This is a genomic window from Stenotrophomonas maltophilia (assembly GCF_004920835.1).
Classification (GTDB): domain Bacteria; phylum Pseudomonadota; class Gammaproteobacteria; order Xanthomonadales; family Xanthomonadaceae; genus Stenotrophomonas; species Stenotrophomonas maltophilia_AQ.
Genome location: NZ_QFHO01000017.1, coordinates 36,729 through 56,111 on the forward strand (window position 1 = coordinate 36,729; position 19,383 = coordinate 56,111).

Sequence of the window (19,383 nt, forward strand, 5' to 3'; positions counted from 1 at the left end):
GGGTGTTCGGGGTCAGGGCCCTTGCCGAGCCGGAAAGGGATCCGACCCCACACCCTCACGCCAGCTGTCGGTCCACAGCCTCGATCATCGCCTTGCGGCTGAACAGGAAGTCCCAGTAGCTGCCGCCCAGCTGGCGCCAGAGCACCGCAGAGCGCACGGCGGCCAGCAGCAGGGCGCGGATCTCGGCGACCACGCCGGCCTGGCCCAGGTAGTGCGGATTGCCCTGGACCATCACCCGCGGCTTGAGGTGGCTGATGGTGTCGGCGTACAGGCCGCCCAGGTTGGCCAACACGTCCGGATGCGCGCTGTCGCCCAGTTCGGCGGCCTGGCGCTGGGCGCGCTCGATCCCCGAAGCGACCTTGTTCACGGTCTCGCCTTCCTGCACGAAGCGGCGCTCCAGCTGCAGCACCGACAAGGCCAGCTTGGGCAGGATCGGGTCCTGGCCCTGGCTGCGGAAGTAGTTGTGCAGCAGGCGCAGGCCGGCCTTCAGCGCATGACGGTCACCGAACACCTCCTGCGGCGAGGACGCATCGACGCGGAACACGCTCTCCACGGCGGTGCGAACAGCGGCGGCGTCGGAATGGCCGGTATCGGCGATACGGCGTACCTGCTGCAGGGCCTGGGCAATGCCGGCCAAAGCCAGAACGCGGTCGTCGACAGTGAAACTCATGCAGCGATTACCTCAAAAGGAGAAGGGGTGGTGCGCAGGCGCTGCTCAAGCGGCGCATCGGTGGCGGCGATCACTGCGCCACCCAAGCACACGTCGCCGTCATACAGCACCAGCGACTGGCCAGGGGTGACGGCGCGCTGCGGGCGGGCGAAGGTGACCAGCACGCTGCCATCGTCCAGCACCTCGACCGTACACGGCTCGTCGGGCTGGCGGTAGCGGGTCTGCGCGGTGCACTCGAAGCGCCGTGCCGGCGGTGCGCCGGCAATCCAGTGCGCGGCCTCCGAGCGCAGGCGGTTGGACAGCATCCACTTGCTGTCGCGGTCCTGGTCGACGTACAGCACGTTGCTGGCAACATCCTTGCCAACCACGTACCACGGCGCCGCAGGGCGGCCACGCACGCCGCCGATGTTCAGGCCCTCGCGCTGGCCCAGGGTGAAATAGAAGACGCCTGGGTGCTCGGCGATCACACTGCCGTCGGCCGGGTCCAGGATCTGCCCGGGCTTGGCCGGCAGGTAGCGCCCGAGGAACTCGCGGAAGTCGCGCTCGCCGATGAAGCAGATGCCGGTGGAGTCCTTCTTGGCGTGGGTCGGCAGGCTGACGTCACGTGCGATCCGGCGCAGGTCGGTCTTTTCCAGGTCGCCAATCGGGAACAGGGTGGCCGCCAGCTGCTGCTGGCCCAGCTGGTGCAGGAAGTAGCTCTGGTCCTTGGAGCGGTCGGCGCCACGCAGCAGCAGCCACTGGTGGCCGCGCTGGGTCACCCGCGCGTAGTGGCCAGTGGCGATGCGCTCGGCGCCCAGCTCGCGGGCGGCATCCAGGAAGTGCTTGAATTTCACCTCGCGGTTGCACAGCACGTCCGGGTTCGGGGTGCGACCGGCGGCATACTCGGCCAGGAAGTGCTCGAACACGCCCTGCCAGTACTCGTTGGAGAAATCGCGGAAGTGAAATGGGATGCCGAGCAGGCCGCAGACGGCCACCGCATCACGGCGGTCGTCCTCGGCGCGGCAATCGCCGCTGCCGTCGTCGGCCCAGTTCTGCATGAACAGGCCGGCCACCGCCTCACCCTGCTGCACCAGCCGCCAGGCAGCCACCGAGGAATCGACGCCACCGGAGACGCCGACCATTACGCGCGGAGTGCTCATGCGACCTCCCTGACCAACGAAAGCGGATGGCGCTGGCCGCCCAGGTAGTCGGCCACCACCTGCCAGACCAGCGGGCTGCGCAGGCGCTCGCCGGCGGCCTGCAGCTCGCCCGGGCTCAGCCACAGCGCGCGGTCGATGCCGGTGTCCAGTGGCTGCGCCGGGTCGTGCGAGACCGGGCGCGCCGCATAGCAGAAGCGCAGGAAGGTGGTGCCGTCGCCTGCGGTCCACTGGTAGCAGCCGATGAAGTGGGTCAGCTGTACGGTCCAGCCGGTTTCCTCGCGGGTCTCGCGCAGTGCCGCCTCGGCCAGGCTTTCGCCCGGCTCGAGGTGGCCGGCCGGCTGGTTCAGCACCGCGCGGCCGTCGATGGTTTCTTCAACCAGCAGCACGCGGCCGCCGTCGACCACCACGGTGGCGACGGTGGCGTGCGGTGCCCAGCGCGGGTCCGGCGTAGCGTTCAACTCAGAACTCGTCCTTCTTGGTCAGTTCCAGCTCCATCGCATCGGCGGTGCGGATGGCCGCATCGATGGCGTCGCTGAGCTGGTCGGCAGTGGCATCGGCGTCGATCTTGACCACGAACATGGCGGTGGTGTCCTGCTTCACCCAGCCACCCATCTTGGCGTCCTGCGAGTCTTCCAGCAGACGGTTGGCCACGGCCACCGGGAACTGCTTGGTCTTGGCGCTGTAGGCCGGCGACCAGATCTCGCGGATGTTGTGGGTGCCGAAGTCCTCCACCGACGAACGCACGTAGACCATCTGGGTACGATCGCCTTCGACGTCGAACACCATGCGGTAGTCGCCGTCTTCGTCGACCTCATAGGTGTAACCCAGCTTGTCCAGGTTGCGGGCCACGGCCTTGTCGCCCTCCGGCGCGGCGGCGGCAGAGCCGGCGGCAGCCAGGGCGATCAGCAGGGCGGGGAGAAGGGTCCTTTTCATGAAGATCCTGTGAAGCAGTATTGAGAGAGGATGCAATTGTGACGGCGGCCGTGCGTGCCGTCCAATCTGCGGCGGGCCGACGCAGGCCCGCTCGAGCCTCTATAATGAGCAGATGCCCCGCGAGTCTTCCCCCGATTCCCATCACGAGCACGGCGTTGCCGTGGAACCCGCGCGCCCGGAAGTGGCGCCGCCGCCGTTCTACCAGGTGATGCTGCTCAATGACGACTACACCCCGATGGATTTCGTGGTGGACGTGCTGCAGCAGTTCTTCACCATGGACCTGGACAAGGCCACGCAGGTGATGCTGCACGTCCATACCCGCGGCCGCGGCGTGTGCGGGGTGTTCACCCGCGAAGTGGCCGAGACCAAGGTCGCCCAGGTCAACGAGTACTCGCGCATGAACCAGCACCCGCTGCTGTGCACGATGGAAAAGGCCTGACCGGCTGCCGTCTCTGGTCCGGGCGCATCGATTCCGGACCCGGTATGCCCACCAAGGCGGGCACCTGCCAAAGCAGAAACCTGTAGAGCCGGGCCCATGCTCGGCTGCTGTTCGTCCCGGCGCAATGATCCCGGATGGAGTGTGCCCACCAAGGTGGGCACCTACCAGGCGCGGAGGTCACCCCTCCGCCAGCGCCTGCAACGCCATCTGCGCCACCGCTTCGTCGATATCGGCGGGATCGCCGTCATCGCGGAACCACACCGCTGACAGCCCTGCGCTGGATGCGATCCAGCGCAGCAGCCTGCGCCGCTCGATCCCTGTCAGCGCGGTGACCTGTTCCAGCCGCGCCGCAAACCGCTCTGGCTGTGTCGCAACGTGGATGCCCGGCCCGCACAGGTCCGGATTGCTGAACAACGTCGTGTAATCGAACGCACGGTCGCCGATCAATCGCTTCGGATCGATCGCCAACCAGCCGCGCGCACCGAAATCGAGCACGTTGTCGTGGTGCAGGTCGCCGTGCAGTGGCCGGATCTCGTGCTCCTCCTGCAACAATGCCGCCGCCAATGATCTGCACTGTTCCAGCAGTGGTGGCAGCGTCGCCCTTGGCTGCAGCAGGTCCGCGAACCATGTACGCAGGCAGACCAGTTCCGCTGGCGGTGCGCTCCGTGGCCGGTGCAGCCGTTGCAGGACCTGGCACAGGATCGTGGTGCAGGCGTCATCGTCGCCGTCGATCGAGCGTTGCCGCAACGAGTTGCCGCGGGCGCGCTCGATCAGGATTGCCGGGCCCTCGTGGGCCAGCAGCCGGGCGGCGCCGTCGCCGTTCCACCAGCGCAGCAGGCGATGGCTGTTCCGCTCCTCGGTTTCGCTGCTGACCTTGAGCATCGCTGGCTCGCCGGCGGTGGTCAGTACCGGCCAGAGCTGGGCATGGGGCGTCTGGATGGCCGCGCCATCACGCCGCAATCGCCAGCGGCTCAGGTAGGGTTCGCTCATGCTGGGTGGGCTGTCCTGGAGTGAATGAAGATCAAGCGATCCGTACTGCTAACGCCATCTGAACGCAGCAATCCGCTAGGGTGATGGAAATCGCGTAGTCAGGCCGCATATTGTCCCTATCTGCCGCCGGAGTAATCCATGTTCAGCAAAGACCTCGAACACACCATCGGCCAGTGCTACAAGCGCGCCCGTGAGGCCCGGCATGAGTTCATGACGGTCGAACACCTGCTGTTGGCACTGCTCGACAACCCGTCCGCCCAGGCCGTGCTGAAGGCCTGTGGTGCCGACGCCGAACGCCTGCGCCAGGAGCTGGAGCAGGCCATCGAGGCCTCCGTGTCCCGCCTGGCCGAAGATGACGGCCGCGATACCCAGCCGACCCTGGGCTTCCAGCGCGTGCTGCAGCGGGCCGTGTACCACGTGCAGTCTTCAGGCAAGAAGGAGGTCACCGGCGCGAACGTGCTGGTCGCCATCTTCGGCGAAAAGGACTCCCACGCCGTCTATTACCTCAACCAGCAGGACGTTACCCGGCTGGATGTGGTCAATTATTTGTCCCACGGCATCGCCAAGCTGGGCGAGGAGGGCGAGCAGCCGTCCTCTTCCTCGGAGGGCGAAAGCCGCATCGAAGGCGGGGAGGGCGAGCCGAAGGGCGATGCCCTGACCGAGTTCGCCAGCAACCTCAACGAACAGGCCCGCGCCGGTCGCATCGACCCGCTGGTCGGTCGTGCCGATGAGATCGAACGCACCATCCAGGTGCTGTGCCGCCGTCGCAAGAACAACCCGCTGTACGTGGGTGAGGCCGGCGTGGGCAAGACCGCCATCGCCGAGGGCCTGGCACGCCGCATCATCGAAGGTTCGGTGCCGGAGGTGCTGTCCGACGCGGTGATCTATTCGCTCGACCTCGGTGCGCTGGTGGCCGGGACCAAGTACCGCGGTGATTTCGAGAAGCGCCTGAAGAGCGTGCTGACCGCGCTGAAGAAGGTGCCCAACGCGGTGCTGTTCATCGACGAGATCCACACCATCATCGGTGCCGGCTCGGCCTCGGGCGGCACCATGGATGCCTCCAACCTGATCAAGCCGGCACTGGCTTCAGGTGAGCTGCGCTGCATCGGCTCGACCACCTTCCAGGAGTACCGCGGCATCTTCGAGAAGGACCGGGCGCTGGCGCGCCGCTTTCAGAAGATCGACATCGTCGAGCCGACCGTCGGCGAGACCTACGAGATCCTGCAGGGCCTCAAGTCAAAGTACGAGCTGCACCACGGCGTCACCTATTCCGACGAGGCGCTGCAGGCGGCGGTGGACCTGTCGGTCAAGCACATCGGCGACCGCCTGCTGCCTGACAAGGCCATCGACGTGATCGACGAGGCCGGTGCCCGCCAGCGCCTGCTGCCGGAAGGCCAGCGCAAGGAGCTGATCGACGTCGAGGAAGTGGAGGCCATCGTCGCCAAGATGGCGCGCATCCCGGCCAAGCAGGTCAGCGCCACGGACAAGGATGTGCTGCAGCACCTGGAGCGCAACCTGAAGATGGTGATCTTCGGGCAGGATCCGGCCATCGATACGCTGGCTTCGGCGATCAAACTTGCCCGTTCCGGGCTGGGCAATCCGGAAAAGCCGATCGGCAACTTCCTGTTCGCCGGCCCCACCGGCGTGGGCAAGACCGAGGTGACCAAGCAGCTGGCGCTGCAGCTGGGCATCGAGCTGGTCCGTTTCGACATGTCCGAGTACATGGAGCCGCACTCGATCAGCCGCCTGATCGGCGCGCCTCCGGGCTACGTCGGCTTCGACCAGGGCGGCCTGCTGACCGAGAAGATCGTCAAGACCCCGCACTGCGTGCTGTTGCTGGACGAGATAGAGAAGGCGCATCCGGACATCTTCAACATCCTGTTGCAGGTGATGGACCGCGGCGTGCTGACCGATACCAACGGTCGCGAGGCCAACTTCAAGAACGTGGTGCTGGTGATGACCACCAATGCCGGTGCGGCGCAGGCCTCGCGGCGCTCGATCGGCTTCACCAAGCAGGACCATGCCACCGACGCGATGGAAACCATCCGCCGCAGCTTCACCCCGGAATTCCGCAACCGCCTCGATGCGGTAGTGCAGTTCCAGGCGCTGGGCTTCGAGCACATCCTGAGAGTGGTCGACAAGTTCCTGATCGAGCTGGAGATGCTGTTGCAGGACAAGCACGTCAGCCTGTCAGCCACCCCGACCGCGCGCGACTGGCTGGCCCACCACGGTTTCGACCCGCTGATGGGTGCTCGCCCGATGGCCCGCGTGATCCAGGACAAGATCAAGCGTCCGCTGGCCGACGAGCTGTTGTTCGGCAAGCTGGTCAATGGCGGCAGGGTCAGCATCGACGTCCGCGACGACGAGTTGGTGGTCGAGACGCAGGCCGAGCCGGAGCGGTTGTTGCCGGTGACGGTGGAGTGAGCTGACGCCAGGCTTGGCGCGATAGACCTGAAACAACAAGGGCGGCTTCGGCCGCCCTTGTTGTTTTCGGCGGGCTTGTCGCCTGCGGCCTTGCAGGAGGGAATGGAAGTGCCAATGCTGTTTCGTGATCGCGATGGAGTGCCGCCCCTCTTGTATCGCGAAACGATACAGGATACGGTAATGATCATCGATTTCCGCCACAAGGGCCTCGAGCGGCTCTACCGCTCAGGTAGCAGCAGTGGAATCCGGCACAGCCACACCAGCAAGGTGCTGATGATCCTGTCGATCCTGGATGTGGCATCGGGCGCTGGGGATCTCGCTATGCCTGGTTTGCGCCTGCACAAGCTGCGAGGCAGCCTGAAAGGGCATTGGTCCGTTTGGGTCAATGGAAACTGGCGGATTACCTTCCGTTTCACCGGTGGCGACGTGGAGTTGCTGGATTACCTGGACTATCACTGAGACCGCGCATGATTCATCACCATCCACATCCAGGGCAGACGATCAAGGCAATGGTCTTTGATCCGATGGATCTCTCCGTGACCGAGGCGGCCGAACGATTGGCAATGTCGCGCGTAGCGCTTTCGAGGGTACTTAATGGCAAAGCAGGCATCAGTCCTGACCTGGCGATCCGCCTGGAGATGGCAGGGGTGAGTACCGCGGCTTTCTGGATGGGGCTGCAATCCAACTACGATCTCTGGCTGGCGCGGCAGCGCGAGCAGCCGACGGTGTTGCCGCTGGTTGCCGCAGCGCGTTGACATGCATCGCGACAAGGCGACAAGGGCGGCTTCGGCCGCCCTTGTCATGTCCGGCGTCAGCGGCTGCGGTGGCGTGCTTCGCGCTTGAACCGCTCGGCGTCGATCGGCTCGATGCGCGACACTTCGCAGCTGCCGCGGCCGGTATCCAGTTCGCTGCGTCCATCGCTGCACAGTTCCCCAGCCTCCTTGCCGTCGGTCTTGAAGCTCAGGCGGCGGGCCAGCACGGCCGAGGTGCAGCTGTTGCGGAAATGCACGACATAGTGGTCTGCGCCGGAGCGGAACAGGATGTTCTTGTCTGCGCCGGCGCGAACGATCTGCTGCTCGCCAGACAGTGGTGTGCATTGGGCTGGCGGGGTGTCGGCTGCATGTGCAGGCGACGCCAGCAGGGTGGCGGCGGACAGGGTCAGGGGGATGAGCAGCGAGCGAATGTTCATGGGGGAGCATGGGGTGGCGATCCGGACTGGATCGGATCCCACGATGCCGCCGCCGGCACCCGTGCGAATCTGCCGCAAGCAGGGCTGACCTACGCCACGGTGTGGTCGGTCACGATGACCTTTGGCGCCTCACGCAGCGATCGAGCGGAACCCCTTGCTGGCGCGCCTGGTCGCCGCCGTCCTCGATGACGAAGGCGACTGCCTCGTGCGGGATGTGCAGGCGCTGCTTCAGGGTGCTGCCCATGTGCGGGATCTCGCGCTGTACGGCCAGGTACAGCGGATGCGAGGCATCCATGCTGGTGCAGACCAGGCAGGGCTGGCCGAACCAAGTGCCGTCCGGGCCCTTGCTGGCATAGCAGCGGCTGGTGACGGACTGTGGATCCAGGACGATCAGGCAGGTCATGGACGCAACGCCATCTGTGAAGAATGCATTGAGCCTGGATCGCCTGTGCAGCTCTGGATCTCAGACAAGGCCGAAAAGTGAGTGATCTCGAGAATCGCCACTTTGTTACGCGCACGACAAAGGGCCAGCAGCAAGGCCGGCCCTGTCGGAGTGGCGCCAAGCGCCGACCGCTTACTTCATGCGGTAGGTGATACGACCCTTGGTCAGGTCATACGGGGTCATTTCAACCTTGACCCGGTCACCGGTGAGGATGCGGATGTAGTTCTTGCGCATGCGGCCGGAGATGTGGGCGATGATTTCGTGCCCATTTTCCAGACGAACGCGGAAAGTGGTGTTCGGCAGCGTCTCGCTGACGGTGCCCTCGAACTCGATGGAATCGTCTTTCGACATGTAGTCCTGTGCGGTTCAGAAAACGGCCACGCTGGGCCTAAGGCGCGGTATTTTACGCGTGATGGGCCCAGCTTGCAAAGTTTGTGTTAACCCCCGGCCAAACGCCGTGCCGGCAAACGTCCCACCGCCTGGGTCCAGGGGCCTTCACGGCCATCCAGATGGACGGCCTGGCGCACGTGATCGAGGAATTCTGCGCGCGGCAGGTGTTCGGCACCCATCCGCAGCAGGTGCGGATTTTCCACCTGGGCATCAATCAGTTGCCAGCCCCAGCCGCGCAGCGTGGTCGCCAATGCGGCCAGGGCGATCTTGGAGCCGCCACTGGCGCCACTGAACATGCTCTCGCCAAAAAACAGGGCGCCGATCGCGACGCCGTAGATGCCGCCGACCAGCGTCTGCCGGTCCCAGACCTCGAAGGAATGGGCGAAGCCGAGGTCGTGCAGTTGGCTGTAAGCCTCGACCATCGCCGGACTGATCCAGGTGCCGTCCTGGCCGGGGCGTGGCGCTGCGGCGCAGGCGTGCATCACCCGGCTGAAGGCGGTGTCGGCGGTGATCTCCCACGTGCTGCTGCGCAACTGGCGGCGGAAGCGGCTGGACAGATGCACGCCATCGGTACGGAATACCATGCGCGGGTCCGGTGACCACCACAGGATCGGCTCGCCCTCGCTGAACCACGGGAAGATGCCGCCGGCATAGGCATTGAGCAGGCGCATCGGGTGCAGGTCGCCGCCCACCGCCAGCAGGCCGTCGGGCTGGCGCAGTGCGGTCTCGGCCGGAGGGAAGGGGGCGTCCGGCGCATCGGCCAGGCGCCAGGGCAGCTGGCGGGTCATGCCGCCATTGTATTCGTCGTGGTGATCGCTGATGTCTGGCACCATCAGCGTCCAACGGCAAGGAGCCCACGCATGAGCGACGCGATCACCGCCATCCTCGATGTGCACGACACCCCGCGCACGCGCAACGACAGCCAGGGCATGCTGCTGATGCTGGCCACTGAGCAGCCGCGCCAGCTCGGTGCGTTGATGCTGCAGGCACTGGCGCGACGCTCGCCGAGCTCAGCCTTCCTCGACATGGCGCTGGACCTGCTACCGGATGATGCGGTGCCCGCAGTCGTGGCCGAAGCATGGCGTCGCTATCGTGATGGCGAGCGCGGCGAGCTGCTGGCCAGCGTGATGGAGTTCGCCAGCTATCAGGCGCCGCAGCTGCTGCAGGACGACTGGGAGGCATTGCTGGCGATCGTTAGTGAGGATGAGCTGCAGCTGGCTTCGCAGGTATGGCGGGGCCTGCCCTCTGCCACTGCCGCGCAGTGGGCGCAGATCCTGGCTGAAGCCGATGACGATCGCGAAATGGCGCGGGCCCGGGCGCTGCTGCTCGCCGCCCAGCCCGAGACCTACGCCATTGCTCGCGGCTACGTGGTCGACTGGGGGCGGTTGGATGCCGAGGCCTGGGCGCACTGGGCCGGCGTCGCCGACGGACCGCAGCCGCGGCGCCTGCATGGGGAGCGGCCGCTGCACATCCGCTTCGGCCGCGAGCAGCATCGCGCGCAGCAGGCGGACGAGCCGAGCTGGCGCAAGCGCATCTGGCGCCTGCATCCAACCTGGAATGGTGGCCAGGTGCATCACGCCGGGCGCATGGGAGGACCGCTGGAAGCGCTGTGCGGTGGTTGTCACGCGCCGCTGCAGCGGCTGCTGCAGACCGATGCTGCTGCGCTGCAGCCAGGCGCGTCCGGTGAGGTCACGCTCGGCTTGTGCCTGGATTGTTGTGGATGGGAGGAGCCGCCCGTGCGCTTCTATCGCCACGATGCCGCAGGCCAGCCCGGCTGCCACCCCAGCCAGTACCGCGAGGTGCCGAACACCCCCACCGACAGCGGCGACCTGATGCAGGCGGAGGTGGGCCTTGCGGCCCTGGGCAGCGAGCGTTGGCGGCAGCAGGACTGGGGCCAGTCCAACCATCGGCAGAACCTGTCGCGCGTGGGCGGCGCGCCAAGCTGGGTGCAGAGTGCGTGGTACCCGGCGTGCATCGATTGCGGCGAAGAGATGCCGTTCGTCATGCAGCTGGATTCAACGCTGCCAACCACGGGTGAGGGCGCGCTGCTGTGGGGCAGCGGCGGCATGCTCTATACGTTCTGGTGTGCGAAGTGCCGGGTGAGTGGGCACTTCTGGCAGTGCACCTGAGTACAGCGTCCTCGCCACCGCTCTGGCAGGTGCCAGATGGATGCGCGCGGCTCTCGCTATTGCCCTGGTAGGTGCCCACCTTGGTTGGCACGCTTTTTGGCGGAGCCCAGGTCGAGCAAGCGCGACTCTACGTTCCTGCGCGGAACGGCCCGTGCCCCTGCAGCTCCTGCTGGTAGCGCCGCACATCCCGCCGCTCCTGCCGGCACCAGTCCTGCAGTGCTTCTGCGAAATCCGCATCGGCCATCCAGTGCCGGCTGCGCACCAGCGTCGGCAGGAAGCCCCGCGCCAGCTTGTGCTCGCCCTGTGCGCCCGGCTCGAAACGGCTCAGCCCTTCGCGCAGGCAGTATTCGATGCCCTGGTAGTAGCAGGCTTCGAAGTGCAGGCCGGGCAGGGTGGCGCCACCCCAGTAACGGCCATACAGCGTGTCTCCACCCCGCAGGCATAGCGCACCGGCAATCGGCTCGCCGTCCTGTTCGGCCAGGAACAGCACCAGCCCCTGACCCAAAGAAATGGCCAGGTGGCGCAGGAAGGCCTCGGTCAGCGCCGGGGCATTGCCGTACTCGAGGAAGGTCTGCAGATAGAAGCGGTACATCGCCTGCAGATCGGCGCGGCTCGCTTCATCGCCGTGCACCACGCGGAAGGTGATGCCCTGGCGCGTGACCTTGGCCCGTTCCTGACGGATATTCTTGCGGTGCTTGTGGTCCATCGCACCGAGGAACTGCTCGAACGTCGCCCAGTCACCCGGGTTCTGCCACTGGAACTGCACGTCCTCGCGCAGCAGCCAGTCATCGCCGAACAGCGCCTCGTCCACTGCGGTGTGGAAGTTGATATGGGCCGAGGACACGCCCAGCGTCGGCAGTGCCTCGCGCAATGCCGACAGCAACGTGGCGCGCTCCGGATCGTGACGGGCCAGCAGCCGCGGGCCGGTGACCGGCGAGTAAGGCACCGCCCCCAGCCACTTGGGGTAGTAGTCGCGGCCGTGGCGGGCATAGGCGTTGGCCCAGGCGTGGTCGAACACGAACTCGCCGTGGGAGTTGGTCTTCAGGTAGCCCGGAATGGCGCCGACCAGAGTGTCGCCCTCCCACAGCGTGAAATGCCGGGGCTGCCAGCCCCAGTCCTCGCGCAGGCAGCCGTGCTGTTCCAGGCCTGACAGGAAGGCGTGGCTGACGAAGGGGTTGCGGCCGTCGTGCAGGGCATCCCAGTCGGTGGTGGCAATGGACTGCAGGGAGTCGAGGAAGCGGGGGGAGGGCATGGGGGAAGGATAGGGCAGGTGGAGTGCGAAAAGTGTTGCCGCTCTCGACTTGAGGATTATCCGAATTGGTCGAAATCGCGAGTCGGTTCAACGATGTAGCTGGGAGTTGGATGGGACATTCCATCTTCGCGCCCATCTGGCGCATACCCACATCGAAGGATTCGACACATGGAATGCATGCATGCTCTCCGTTGTTCTGCATTTGCGCTGATCATTGCTGGCCTGGGCGCTGGGCCGGCAGCGATTGCCCGGCCAGCACAGGCGATGATCGAGAGTGATCCGGCGCTGGATCTGCTGCTGACTCGAGAGGCGCAGCGGATACTTGACGCACACCAGGTCCGAACGTCGCGGTCACCTCATGTGGTCGTAAATGCTTCCGTAGATCTGGAGCGCCAGCGCCTGATCATTCGCTTCGGCCCCGGCATGTTGCCTGCTGAGGATGATCACTCGCTTGAGGAAATCGAGCAGTACATCCGGAGCTCGCTTGAGACTTATGCAATGAAGTCCGGTGTGGGCGAGGTCCAGTCGGAGGTCCTGTACGAAGGAAAGCCCTACTGGGAGCACTTTCCAATCATGACTTCGGCACGATCTCAGTCATCGGATGCTTCGATGGTGAACTCGGTACTGGTCTCTGCAAGTCACGGTCTGGTTCGTGTACATCCTGGGTTGGAGTGGGAGTTCCAGCGCCCCGCAATGAATGGCGTCCAGGAGGATCTGATCACCCCTGGTTATGCCGAAGAGCTGCAGCAGTTGATGGAAGAGCGCGGAGGACAGTTGGTCCACCGGGCGCGTCGCAATCAGGGCGACCTGCATCCAGAGTCCGGGAGGGCCTGGAGCGAAATGTCATCCAGGTACCATCTCCGCGATCTGCTGCCGGATCGGCCGGATATCTGGAATCACTTTGCCAACAGCACGGCGACAGACAGGGAGGTTTCCGATGATATTCGTGCCCGGCCCTACTATGCGAATCATCTTGGTGCAGCGGGGTTGCTCAGCATTCACACGAAAGCGGATGCCTCGGGTGCGGCTCGGGGAACGCGCGTCACGCAAGCCGGGTGATCAAAGGCTTGCCGACATGGTGCTCTGCTACATGCGCGAACTCATTACGGCACGGGAGGAGTATGCAGACTTTCCTGTGGCTGCGGCTGGTGCAGCTGCCGGCCACGGTGAGAACGGTTTCGCGCAGATGCCATCCGTGGTTGTCGAAGTTGCCTTCCACACAAACCCAACCGATGCCGCAGCCTTGCTGGACCCGGCATTTCGCACCGCCTCAATGAAGGGTGTCGAGAAGGGCTATCGGCTGTTCCGTGAAGGCGAGGGTTGCGTGCCTTTGAAGGTGGAGCCCATCCAGTCCATCGAGCTGTCCGCGGGCAGTTCGCGGCGCGTCGATGTGGTGTTTGAGGGCCACCCCCGATATCCGATTGATCTGGTCAGCACCAATGTGGGCTGTCCGCCCGGATGGAACTGTACCGACGGCAAGGTCTACATCGCTGCACCGGACGAGAAGCCCAGTCAGATCATCATGAAGTGCGAGAACGCTGGCAGCGCCCCCTTGTTCTGGAACACACAGGTGGTCGATGCCGATGGGGTGAAATCGCCGCCGGTCAGGCACAGGGTGCAGTGCATACGGCGACCGGGTGGGTTGAGCGTTACGGCGGCAGGGTTGGTTGGTCACTGAAAGCGAAAAGGCCGGCGCTTTCGCGTCGGCCTTTTGTTTGAGTCGAGCATGGCTCGACGCTACAGAGCGTGGTCAGCGTTTCAGCTGGCCTTGCCCTCGGCATCCAGGAAGCGCTCGGCGTCCAGTGCAGCCATGCAGCCGAAGCCGGCCGAGGTGATCGCCTGGCGGTAGTGCTGGTCGGCCACGTCACCGGCGGCAAACACGCCCTCCACCGAGGTCTGGGTAGCGTTGCCGCCCAGGCCCGAACGGATTTCCAGATAGCCGTTGTTCATCGCCAGCTGGCCGTCGAACAGCTGGGTGTTCGGGTGGTGGCCGATGGCCACGAAGAAGCCGTGGGCGTCGATGTCGCGGGTGGTGCCGTCCAGAGTGGACTTCACGCGCACGCCGGTCACGCCGGCCTCGTTGCCCAGCACCTCCTCTACCTGGTGGTGCCAGACGGTCTCGATCTTGCCGGCGGCCACCTTGGCGAACAGCTTGTCCTGCATGATCTTCTCCGCCTTCAGGGTGTCGCGGCGGTGGACCAGGTACACCTTGCGGGCGATGTTGGACAGGTACAGCGCCTCTTCCACGGCGGTGTTGCCGCCGCCGACCACGACCACGTCCTGGTCGCGGTAGAAGAAGCCGTCGCAGGTGGCACAGGCGGAGACGCCGCGTCCCTTGAACTCGTCTTCTGTCGGGATGCCCAGGTACTTGGCGGTGGCGCCGGTAGCGATGATCAGGGCGTCGCAGGTGTACTCGTGGCTGTCGCCGATCAGCTTGAACGGGCGCTGCGACACATCGGCGGTGTGGATGTGGTCGAAGATGACCTCGGTCTCGAAGCGCTCGGCATGGGCCTGCATGCGCGCCATCAGGTCCGGGCCCATAAGGCCGTGGGCGTCACCCGGCCAGTTGTCCACCTCGGTGGTGGTCATCAGCTGGCCGCCCTGCTGCAGGCCGGTGATGACGACCGGCTTCAGGTTGGCGCGGGCGGCGTAGACGGCGGCGGTCCAGCCGGCCGGGCCGGAACCGAGGATGACGAGGCGCTGGTGACGGGAGGGCAGGCTGGTGCTCATGTAAACTCGCGAAAAGGTAGATGGGACAAGGCGCTGGCGATATTTGCGCAGCATCCGTGGCTGGTCATAGAGTGGCGGCTGGGGCAGGGCGATTCAAGCCGATGAACAGAACGCCGTCATCCAGCGGTGGTTCTGGCGGTCAAATGCCCTGTCCGATGTCGCATAACTGAAAACTGACGCCGTCTCATTTATTATCAATCACTAACAGCGCATTCCAAAGGTATGGTCTAAGGTGGCGAAGCAGGTCCCCGAACGCTCCAAGTCCGACGACAGCAAGGCGTCACGTCGCACGGCCGCGGCGGCGACGACCGACAATCCACGCCGCCAGCGTCTCTGGCGCGACCTTGGCCTGATCGCCATCGCGCCGGCGCTGCTGTACCTGGCGGCCAGTCTTTTCACGTATTCAGCCACTGATCCGGGCTGGTCGCATACCGGCAGCGTGGTCGCGCCGGTACACAACCTCGGCGGCCGCGCCGGTGCATGGATCGCCGACGTGCTGCTGCAGCTGTTCGGCTACATCGCGTTCCTGCTGCCGGTGGTGCTGGGCGCGCTGGCGTGGATCGCCATGTTTGGGCTCAAGCGCGAGAGCAAGGGCGAGAACGACCTGGATCCGGCACTGCGCCTGGTCGGGCTGGTCGGCTTCCTGATTGCCGGCACCGGCTTCCTGCACGTGCGCCTGTTCAGTGGCGACGTGGCCCATGCTGGCGGCATCCTCGGCAAACTGGTCGGCAACTCGCTCACGGTGGGCTTCGGCGCACTGGGTGCGAACCTGTTCGTGCTGGTGCTGCTGCTGGCCTCGATCACCCTGGCCACCGGGCTGTCCTGGTTCGTGGTGATGGAGAAGATCGGCCGCGGCGTGATGTCGCTGGCGCCATTGCTGGAGCGCAAGAAGGAAGAAGTCACCGAATGGCAGCAGACCCGGGTGATGCGCGAGGAGCGCCAGGAAGTGCGCAAGGCTGACGCTGAAGTGCGTGCCAAGCGCGAGCCGGTGAAGATCGAGCCACGCCCGGAACCAGTGATCGAGAAGAGTGACCGGGCCAAGCGCGACACGCAGATCCCGATGTTCCGTGGCGTCAACGGCGACGGCTCGGACCTGCCGCCGCTCGCCCTGCTGGACGACCCCAAGCCGCAGCCGGTGGGCTACGACAAGGAAACCCTGGACGCGCTGTCGCGGCAGATCGAGTTCAAGCTGAAGGATTTCCGCATCGACGCCCAGGTGGTTGGCGCCAACCCCGGCCCGGTCATCACCCGCTTCGAGATCGAGCCCGCGCCGGGCATCAAGGTCAGCCAGATCAGTTCGCTGGACAAGGACATCGCGCGCGGCCTGTCGGTGAAGTCGGTGCGCGTAGTCGACGTGATTCCGGGCAAGTCGGTGATCGGCCTGGAAATTCCCAACGTCACCCGCGAGATGATCTACCTGTCCGAGCTGCTGCGCTCGAAGGAATACGACAAGTCGGCCAGCGTGCTGACCCTGGCGCTGGGCAAGGACATCGCCGGCCGCTCGACCGTGGCCGATCTGGCGCGCATGCCGCACCTGCTGGTGGCCGGTACCACCGGTTCGGGCAAGTCGGTGGCGGTCAACGCGATGGTGCTGAGCCTGCTGTTCAAGGCCTCGCCGAAAGACCTGCGGATGCTGATGATCGACCCGAAGATGCTCGAACTGAGCGTCTACCAGGGCATCCCGCACCTGCTGGCGCCGGTGGTCACCGACATGAAGGAGGCCGCCAACGGCCTGCGCTGGTGCGTGGCCGAGATGGAGCGCCGCTACAAGCTGATGAGCGCGGTGGGCGTGCGCAACCTGGCCGGCTTCAACAAGAAGGTGAAGGAAGCCCAGGACGCCGGCCAGCCGCTGATGGACCCGCTGTTCAAGCCGAACCCGGAGCTGGGCGAGGCGCCGCGACCGTTGGAGACGCTGCCGTTCGTCGTCATCTTCATCGACGAATTCGCCGACATGATGATGATCGTCGGCAAGAAGGTGGAAGAGCTGATTGCGCGCTTGGCACAGAAGGCGCGTGCGGCCGGCATCCACCTGATCCTGGCCACGCAGCGCCCGTCGGTGGACGTGATCACCGGCCTGATCAAGGCCAACATCCCGACCCGTATCGCGTTCCAGGTCAGTTCCAAGATCGACTCGCGCACCATCCTCGACCAGTCCGGCGCGGAAACCCTGCTGGGCCACGGCGACATGCTGTACCTGCCGCCGGGTACCGCCATGCCCGAGCGCGTGCATGGCGCCTTCGTCTCCGACGAGGAAGTACATCGCGTGGTCGAACACCTCAAGGCGATGGGCCCGGCCGACTATGTCGACGGCGTGCTGGACGAAGTGCAGACGATGGGTGACGGCGTGGTCGTCGGCGCTACCGGCTTGCCCGAGAACAGTTCTTCCGGCGACGAGTCCGACCCGTTGTATGACGAGGCGCTGCGCGTGGTCACCGAGACCCGTCGAGCATCGATTTCCGGTGTGCAGCGCCGGTTGAAGATCGGCTACAACCGTGCAGCGAGGCTGATCGAGGCCATGGAAGCGGCCGGCGTGGTCAGTTCGCCCGAGCACAATGGCGACCGCACGGTGCTGGCACCGCCGCCGCCGAAGTAAGACCCGACGTATCCCCACGACGTCCAAGGAACCGACGCATGCTTCAACCCGTACCAAGCGCGCTGGCACTGGCGCTGGCAGCCCTGATGGCTGCCGGCCCGGCACTGGCAGACACCGCCACCTCCGCGCCCGCCACGGCGCCGCCCTCCACCAGCGGCGATACCGAAGCCAGCAATAATTTCAGCATTGTCCGTTACCGCGCCGACTACCAGGTGTGGTCGGATGCGGGCAATGTGCAGACCGAAACCTACGAGGTCCTGCTCAAGACCAAGGCCTCCGTCGAGCAGTTCAGCCAGGTGCGGCTGAGCTACAGCGAGAAGATGGAGACGCTGGACGTGCTCGGCGCCTACACCATCACCGCAGACGGCCAGCGCCGCGACGTGCCCGCCGACCGCATCTATACCCAGGAAAGCTATTCCAGTGCCTCGGCGGCAATGTACGCCGACCGCAAGGTGCGGGTGATCGTGTTCCCGAACCTGGCCCCCGGTACGCGGTTGTACTACCAGGTGCGCCGTACCCAGGCCACGCCATACTTCCCGGGCTACTTCGGCCTGTGGGAGACCTTCAATGTCTTCACCGAGTACGAGGACGCCGAGGTCACCCTCAGTGCGCCGGCCAACCTGCCGATGTTCGTCGACAGCCGCGGCGTGCAGGGCAGCGATCGCCCAACGGTGAAGAACGGCCAGGCACAGTGGCGCTGGCGCTACCAGCGCCGCGAAGCCATGCCGGCACAGAACTGGTCGGCGGCGGGCTGGGAGTTCGGCCCGAACATCATGGCCAGCACCTATCGTGAATGGTCGCAGATGGGCCGTGCCTACCAGCTCAAGGCTGGTCCGGCGGCGCAGGTCACGCCGGAACTGCAGGCGCTGGCCGACCAGATCACCACCGGCATCAGCGATCGCCGCGAGCAGGCCGACGCGCTGTACCGCTGGGTCGCGCAGAACATCCGCTATGTGGCGGTGTATCTGGGCAACGGCGGCCTGGAGCCGAACAGCGCGCAGAGCATCCTGGACAACCACTACGGTGACTGCAAGGACCATGTGACGATCCTGGAGGCACTGCTGGCCGCCAAGGGAATCGCCAGTTCGCCGGTGCTGATCGGTGCCGGTGGTGGGCCGACGCTGCCGAAGATCCCGGTACTGGGCCGCTTCAACCACGCCATCACCTACATCCCCGAGTTCGATCTGTACCTGGACTCGACCACCGCCTGGGCGCGCTTCGGTCAGTTGCCGGAAGGCGACCTGGGGGCGCCGGTGATGCGTACCCGCGATGCGAGCCTGGCGCGTACCCCGGCCAATACGCCGCAGCGTAATGCCACTTCGATGGAAGTGCGTTTCACCTTCGACGCCAACGGCAACCTGCGCGGCGAGACGATTCCCAAGCTCGGCGAGAACGCCGAGATCGGAATGCGCGCCCAGTTCTCCCAGCTCAACGCGCAGAACCGTGCGCGCGCTGAAGAGCAGATCATGGCCGCGTCCGGTTTCGACGGGCGAGGGCAGCTACAGATCCAGGGTGTGCCGGTCGACCTGACCCGGCCGTTCGGCTACCGCATGGCATTCCAGGCAGAGGACTACGCCGACTTCAGCGTGGCCGGTGGCATGGCTGTGCCGGATCCGCCGGGTGGCGAGTCGGTGCGCGGGCTGTACGCCACCGCCTCGGCGCCGGCCAACGAGACGCCGTTCTACTGCAACGCCAGCCTGCGCGAGGAAACCTATCGCCTGCAGTTCCCGGCCACTGCACCGATCATCGCCATCCCGGCCAGCCAGCGTTTTGCCAACGCTGCCGGCGAGTACCGGGTGGACTGGAGCCGCGAGGGCCAGGACGTGATCGTGCGCCACCGCCTGCAGCAGAACGCGGTGCGTGGCCCGGAGGCGTTGTGCCAGCCGCAGGACTATCCGGCGTTCCGCGCGCTGTATCGCGAAGTGCGGCGCGGCTTCCGGGGCCAGGTGCTGTACGGCAAGCTGCCGACGACTGGCGGCTGAATCGCCGAGGGACGTTCAGGGCGGCATAATGTCGCCCTGATCGCCCATTCATCTTTGCCCGGGCACACTGGCAACCACCTT

General features: G+C 65.6%; 20 protein-coding genes. 9 read left to right on the forward strand and 11 right to left on the reverse strand.

Annotated elements, in window-relative coordinates; translation table 11 throughout:
- Nucleotides 1-55: 55 nt before the first annotated feature.
- The 4 genes from hflD to DI041_RS13215 are packed head-to-tail and all read right to left on the reverse strand — an operon-like array spanning nucleotide 56 to nucleotide 2,742.
- Nucleotides 56-670, reverse strand: a complete 615-nt coding sequence (gene hflD, locus DI041_RS13200) for a high frequency lysogenization protein HflD (protein WP_046982906.1) — start codon at nucleotides 668-670, stop codon at nucleotides 56-58.
- Nucleotides 667-1,809 carry a tRNA 2-thiouridine(34) synthase MnmA gene (mnmA, locus tag DI041_RS13205; protein WP_046982907.1) on the reverse strand — a complete coding sequence of 381 codons (1,143 nt, stop codon included), beginning with the start codon at nucleotides 1,807-1,809 and terminating at the stop codon, nucleotides 667-669. Before mnmA ends, hflD begins: the two co-directional genes overlap by 4 nt.
- On the reverse strand, nucleotides 1,806-2,267 hold the full coding sequence (locus DI041_RS13210; RefSeq protein WP_046982908.1) for an NUDIX hydrolase: 462 nt from the start codon (nucleotides 2,265-2,267) through the stop codon (nucleotides 1,806-1,808). Before DI041_RS13210 ends, mnmA begins: the two co-directional genes overlap by 4 nt.
- A gap of 1 nt (nucleotide 2,268) precedes the next feature.
- A complete protein-coding gene (locus tag DI041_RS13215; protein ID WP_136638996.1) occupies nucleotides 2,269-2,742 on the reverse strand; it encodes a hypothetical protein in 474 nt (157 codons plus the stop codon).
- A gap of 112 nt (nucleotides 2,743-2,854) precedes the next feature.
- Between DI041_RS13215 and clpS the strand changes: the two genes are divergently transcribed.
- Nucleotides 2,855-3,181, forward strand: a complete 327-nt coding sequence (gene clpS, locus DI041_RS13220; protein WP_006366596.1) for an ATP-dependent Clp protease adapter ClpS — start codon at nucleotides 2,855-2,857, stop codon at nucleotides 3,179-3,181.
- Between the two features lie 177 nt (nucleotides 3,182-3,358).
- Here clpS and DI041_RS13225 read toward each other — a convergent pair whose 3' ends face one another.
- The gene (locus tag DI041_RS13225; RefSeq protein WP_136638997.1) at nucleotides 3,359-4,171 is read right to left on the reverse strand and encodes an APH(6) family putative aminoglycoside O-phosphotransferase; all 813 of its coding nucleotides are present in this window, start codon (nucleotides 4,169-4,171) and stop codon (nucleotides 3,359-3,361) included.
- Nucleotides 4,172-4,309: 138 nt separating this feature from the next.
- Between DI041_RS13225 and clpA the strand changes: the two genes are divergently transcribed.
- From clpA to DI041_RS13240, 3 genes are all read left to right on the forward strand, one after another.
- Nucleotides 4,310-6,595 carry an ATP-dependent Clp protease ATP-binding subunit ClpA gene (clpA, locus tag DI041_RS13230; protein ID WP_046982911.1) on the forward strand — a complete coding sequence of 762 codons (2,286 nt, stop codon included), beginning with the start codon at nucleotides 4,310-4,312 and terminating at the stop codon, nucleotides 6,593-6,595.
- A gap of 180 nt (nucleotides 6,596-6,775) precedes the next feature.
- Nucleotides 6,776-7,054, forward strand: coding sequence for a type II toxin-antitoxin system RelE/ParE family toxin (locus DI041_RS13235; RefSeq protein WP_136638998.1), 279 nt, complete (start codon nucleotides 6,776-6,778; stop codon nucleotides 7,052-7,054).
- An 8-nt stretch (nucleotides 7,055-7,062) separates the two neighbouring features.
- Nucleotides 7,063-7,350, forward strand: coding sequence for a HigA family addiction module antitoxin (locus DI041_RS13240; protein ID WP_046982912.1), 288 nt, complete (start codon nucleotides 7,063-7,065; stop codon nucleotides 7,348-7,350).
- 56 nt (nucleotides 7,351-7,406) lie between these two features.
- Here the strand turns inward: DI041_RS13240 and DI041_RS13245 are convergent, their stop codons facing one another.
- From DI041_RS13245 to aat, 4 genes are all read right to left on the reverse strand, one after another.
- Nucleotides 7,407-7,784, reverse strand: a complete 378-nt coding sequence (locus DI041_RS13245) for a hypothetical protein (RefSeq protein ID WP_046982970.1) — start codon at nucleotides 7,782-7,784, stop codon at nucleotides 7,407-7,409.
- 109 nt (nucleotides 7,785-7,893) lie between these two features.
- Complete coding sequence (locus DI041_RS13250; RefSeq protein ID WP_248298481.1) at nucleotides 7,894-8,187, reverse strand: hypothetical protein; 294 nt, start codon at nucleotides 8,185-8,187, stop codon at nucleotides 7,894-7,896.
- Between the two features lie 171 nt (nucleotides 8,188-8,358).
- Nucleotides 8,359-8,577: a translation initiation factor IF-1 gene (gene infA / locus DI041_RS13255; protein ID WP_005409596.1), complete on the reverse strand. Its 219-nt coding sequence runs from the start codon at nucleotides 8,575-8,577 to the stop codon at nucleotides 8,359-8,361.
- Nucleotides 8,578-8,663: 86 nt separating this feature from the next.
- Nucleotides 8,664-9,404 carry a leucyl/phenylalanyl-tRNA--protein transferase gene (gene aat / locus DI041_RS13260; RefSeq protein ID WP_136639023.1) on the reverse strand — a complete coding sequence of 247 codons (741 nt, stop codon included), beginning with the start codon at nucleotides 9,402-9,404 and terminating at the stop codon, nucleotides 8,664-8,666.
- 72 nt (nucleotides 9,405-9,476) lie between these two features.
- Between aat and DI041_RS13265 the strand changes: the two genes are divergently transcribed.
- Complete coding sequence (locus DI041_RS13265) at nucleotides 9,477-10,745, forward strand: hypothetical protein (protein ID WP_136638999.1); 1,269 nt, start codon at nucleotides 9,477-9,479, stop codon at nucleotides 10,743-10,745.
- 127 nt (nucleotides 10,746-10,872) lie between these two features.
- On the opposite strand, the gene DI041_RS13270 is transcribed toward DI041_RS13265, so the two are convergent.
- A complete protein-coding gene (locus tag DI041_RS13270) occupies nucleotides 10,873-11,997 on the reverse strand; it encodes a GNAT family N-acetyltransferase (RefSeq protein ID WP_136639000.1) in 1,125 nt (374 codons plus the stop codon).
- Between the two features lie 168 nt (nucleotides 11,998-12,165).
- Here DI041_RS13270 and DI041_RS21465 point away from each other — a divergent pair, with 168 nt between their 5' ends.
- Both DI041_RS21465 and DI041_RS21470 read left to right on the forward strand, forming a co-directional pair.
- A complete protein-coding gene (locus tag DI041_RS21465; protein WP_248298482.1) occupies nucleotides 12,166-13,056 on the forward strand; it encodes a hypothetical protein in 891 nt (296 codons plus the stop codon).
- Nucleotides 13,057-13,087: 31 nt separating this feature from the next.
- A complete protein-coding gene (locus DI041_RS21470; RefSeq protein ID WP_248298483.1) occupies nucleotides 13,088-13,675 on the forward strand; it encodes a hypothetical protein in 588 nt (195 codons plus the stop codon).
- Nucleotides 13,676-13,755: 80 nt separating this feature from the next.
- On the opposite strand, the gene trxB is transcribed toward DI041_RS21470, so the two are convergent.
- A complete protein-coding gene (gene trxB, locus DI041_RS13280) occupies nucleotides 13,756-14,727 on the reverse strand; it encodes a thioredoxin-disulfide reductase (protein WP_046982915.1) in 972 nt (323 codons plus the stop codon).
- 232 nt (nucleotides 14,728-14,959) lie between these two features.
- On the opposite strand from trxB, the gene DI041_RS13285 reads away from it, so the two are divergent.
- Nucleotides 14,960-17,320, forward strand: a complete 2,361-nt coding sequence (locus tag DI041_RS13285) for a DNA translocase FtsK (protein ID WP_046982916.1) — start codon at nucleotides 14,960-14,962, stop codon at nucleotides 17,318-17,320.
- A 38-nt stretch (nucleotides 17,321-17,358) separates the two neighbouring features.
- The gene (locus DI041_RS13290; RefSeq protein WP_136639001.1) at nucleotides 17,359-19,302 is read left to right on the forward strand and encodes a DUF3857 domain-containing protein; all 1,944 of its coding nucleotides are present in this window, start codon (nucleotides 17,359-17,361) and stop codon (nucleotides 19,300-19,302) included.
- Nucleotides 19,303-19,383 lie beyond the last annotated feature (81 nt).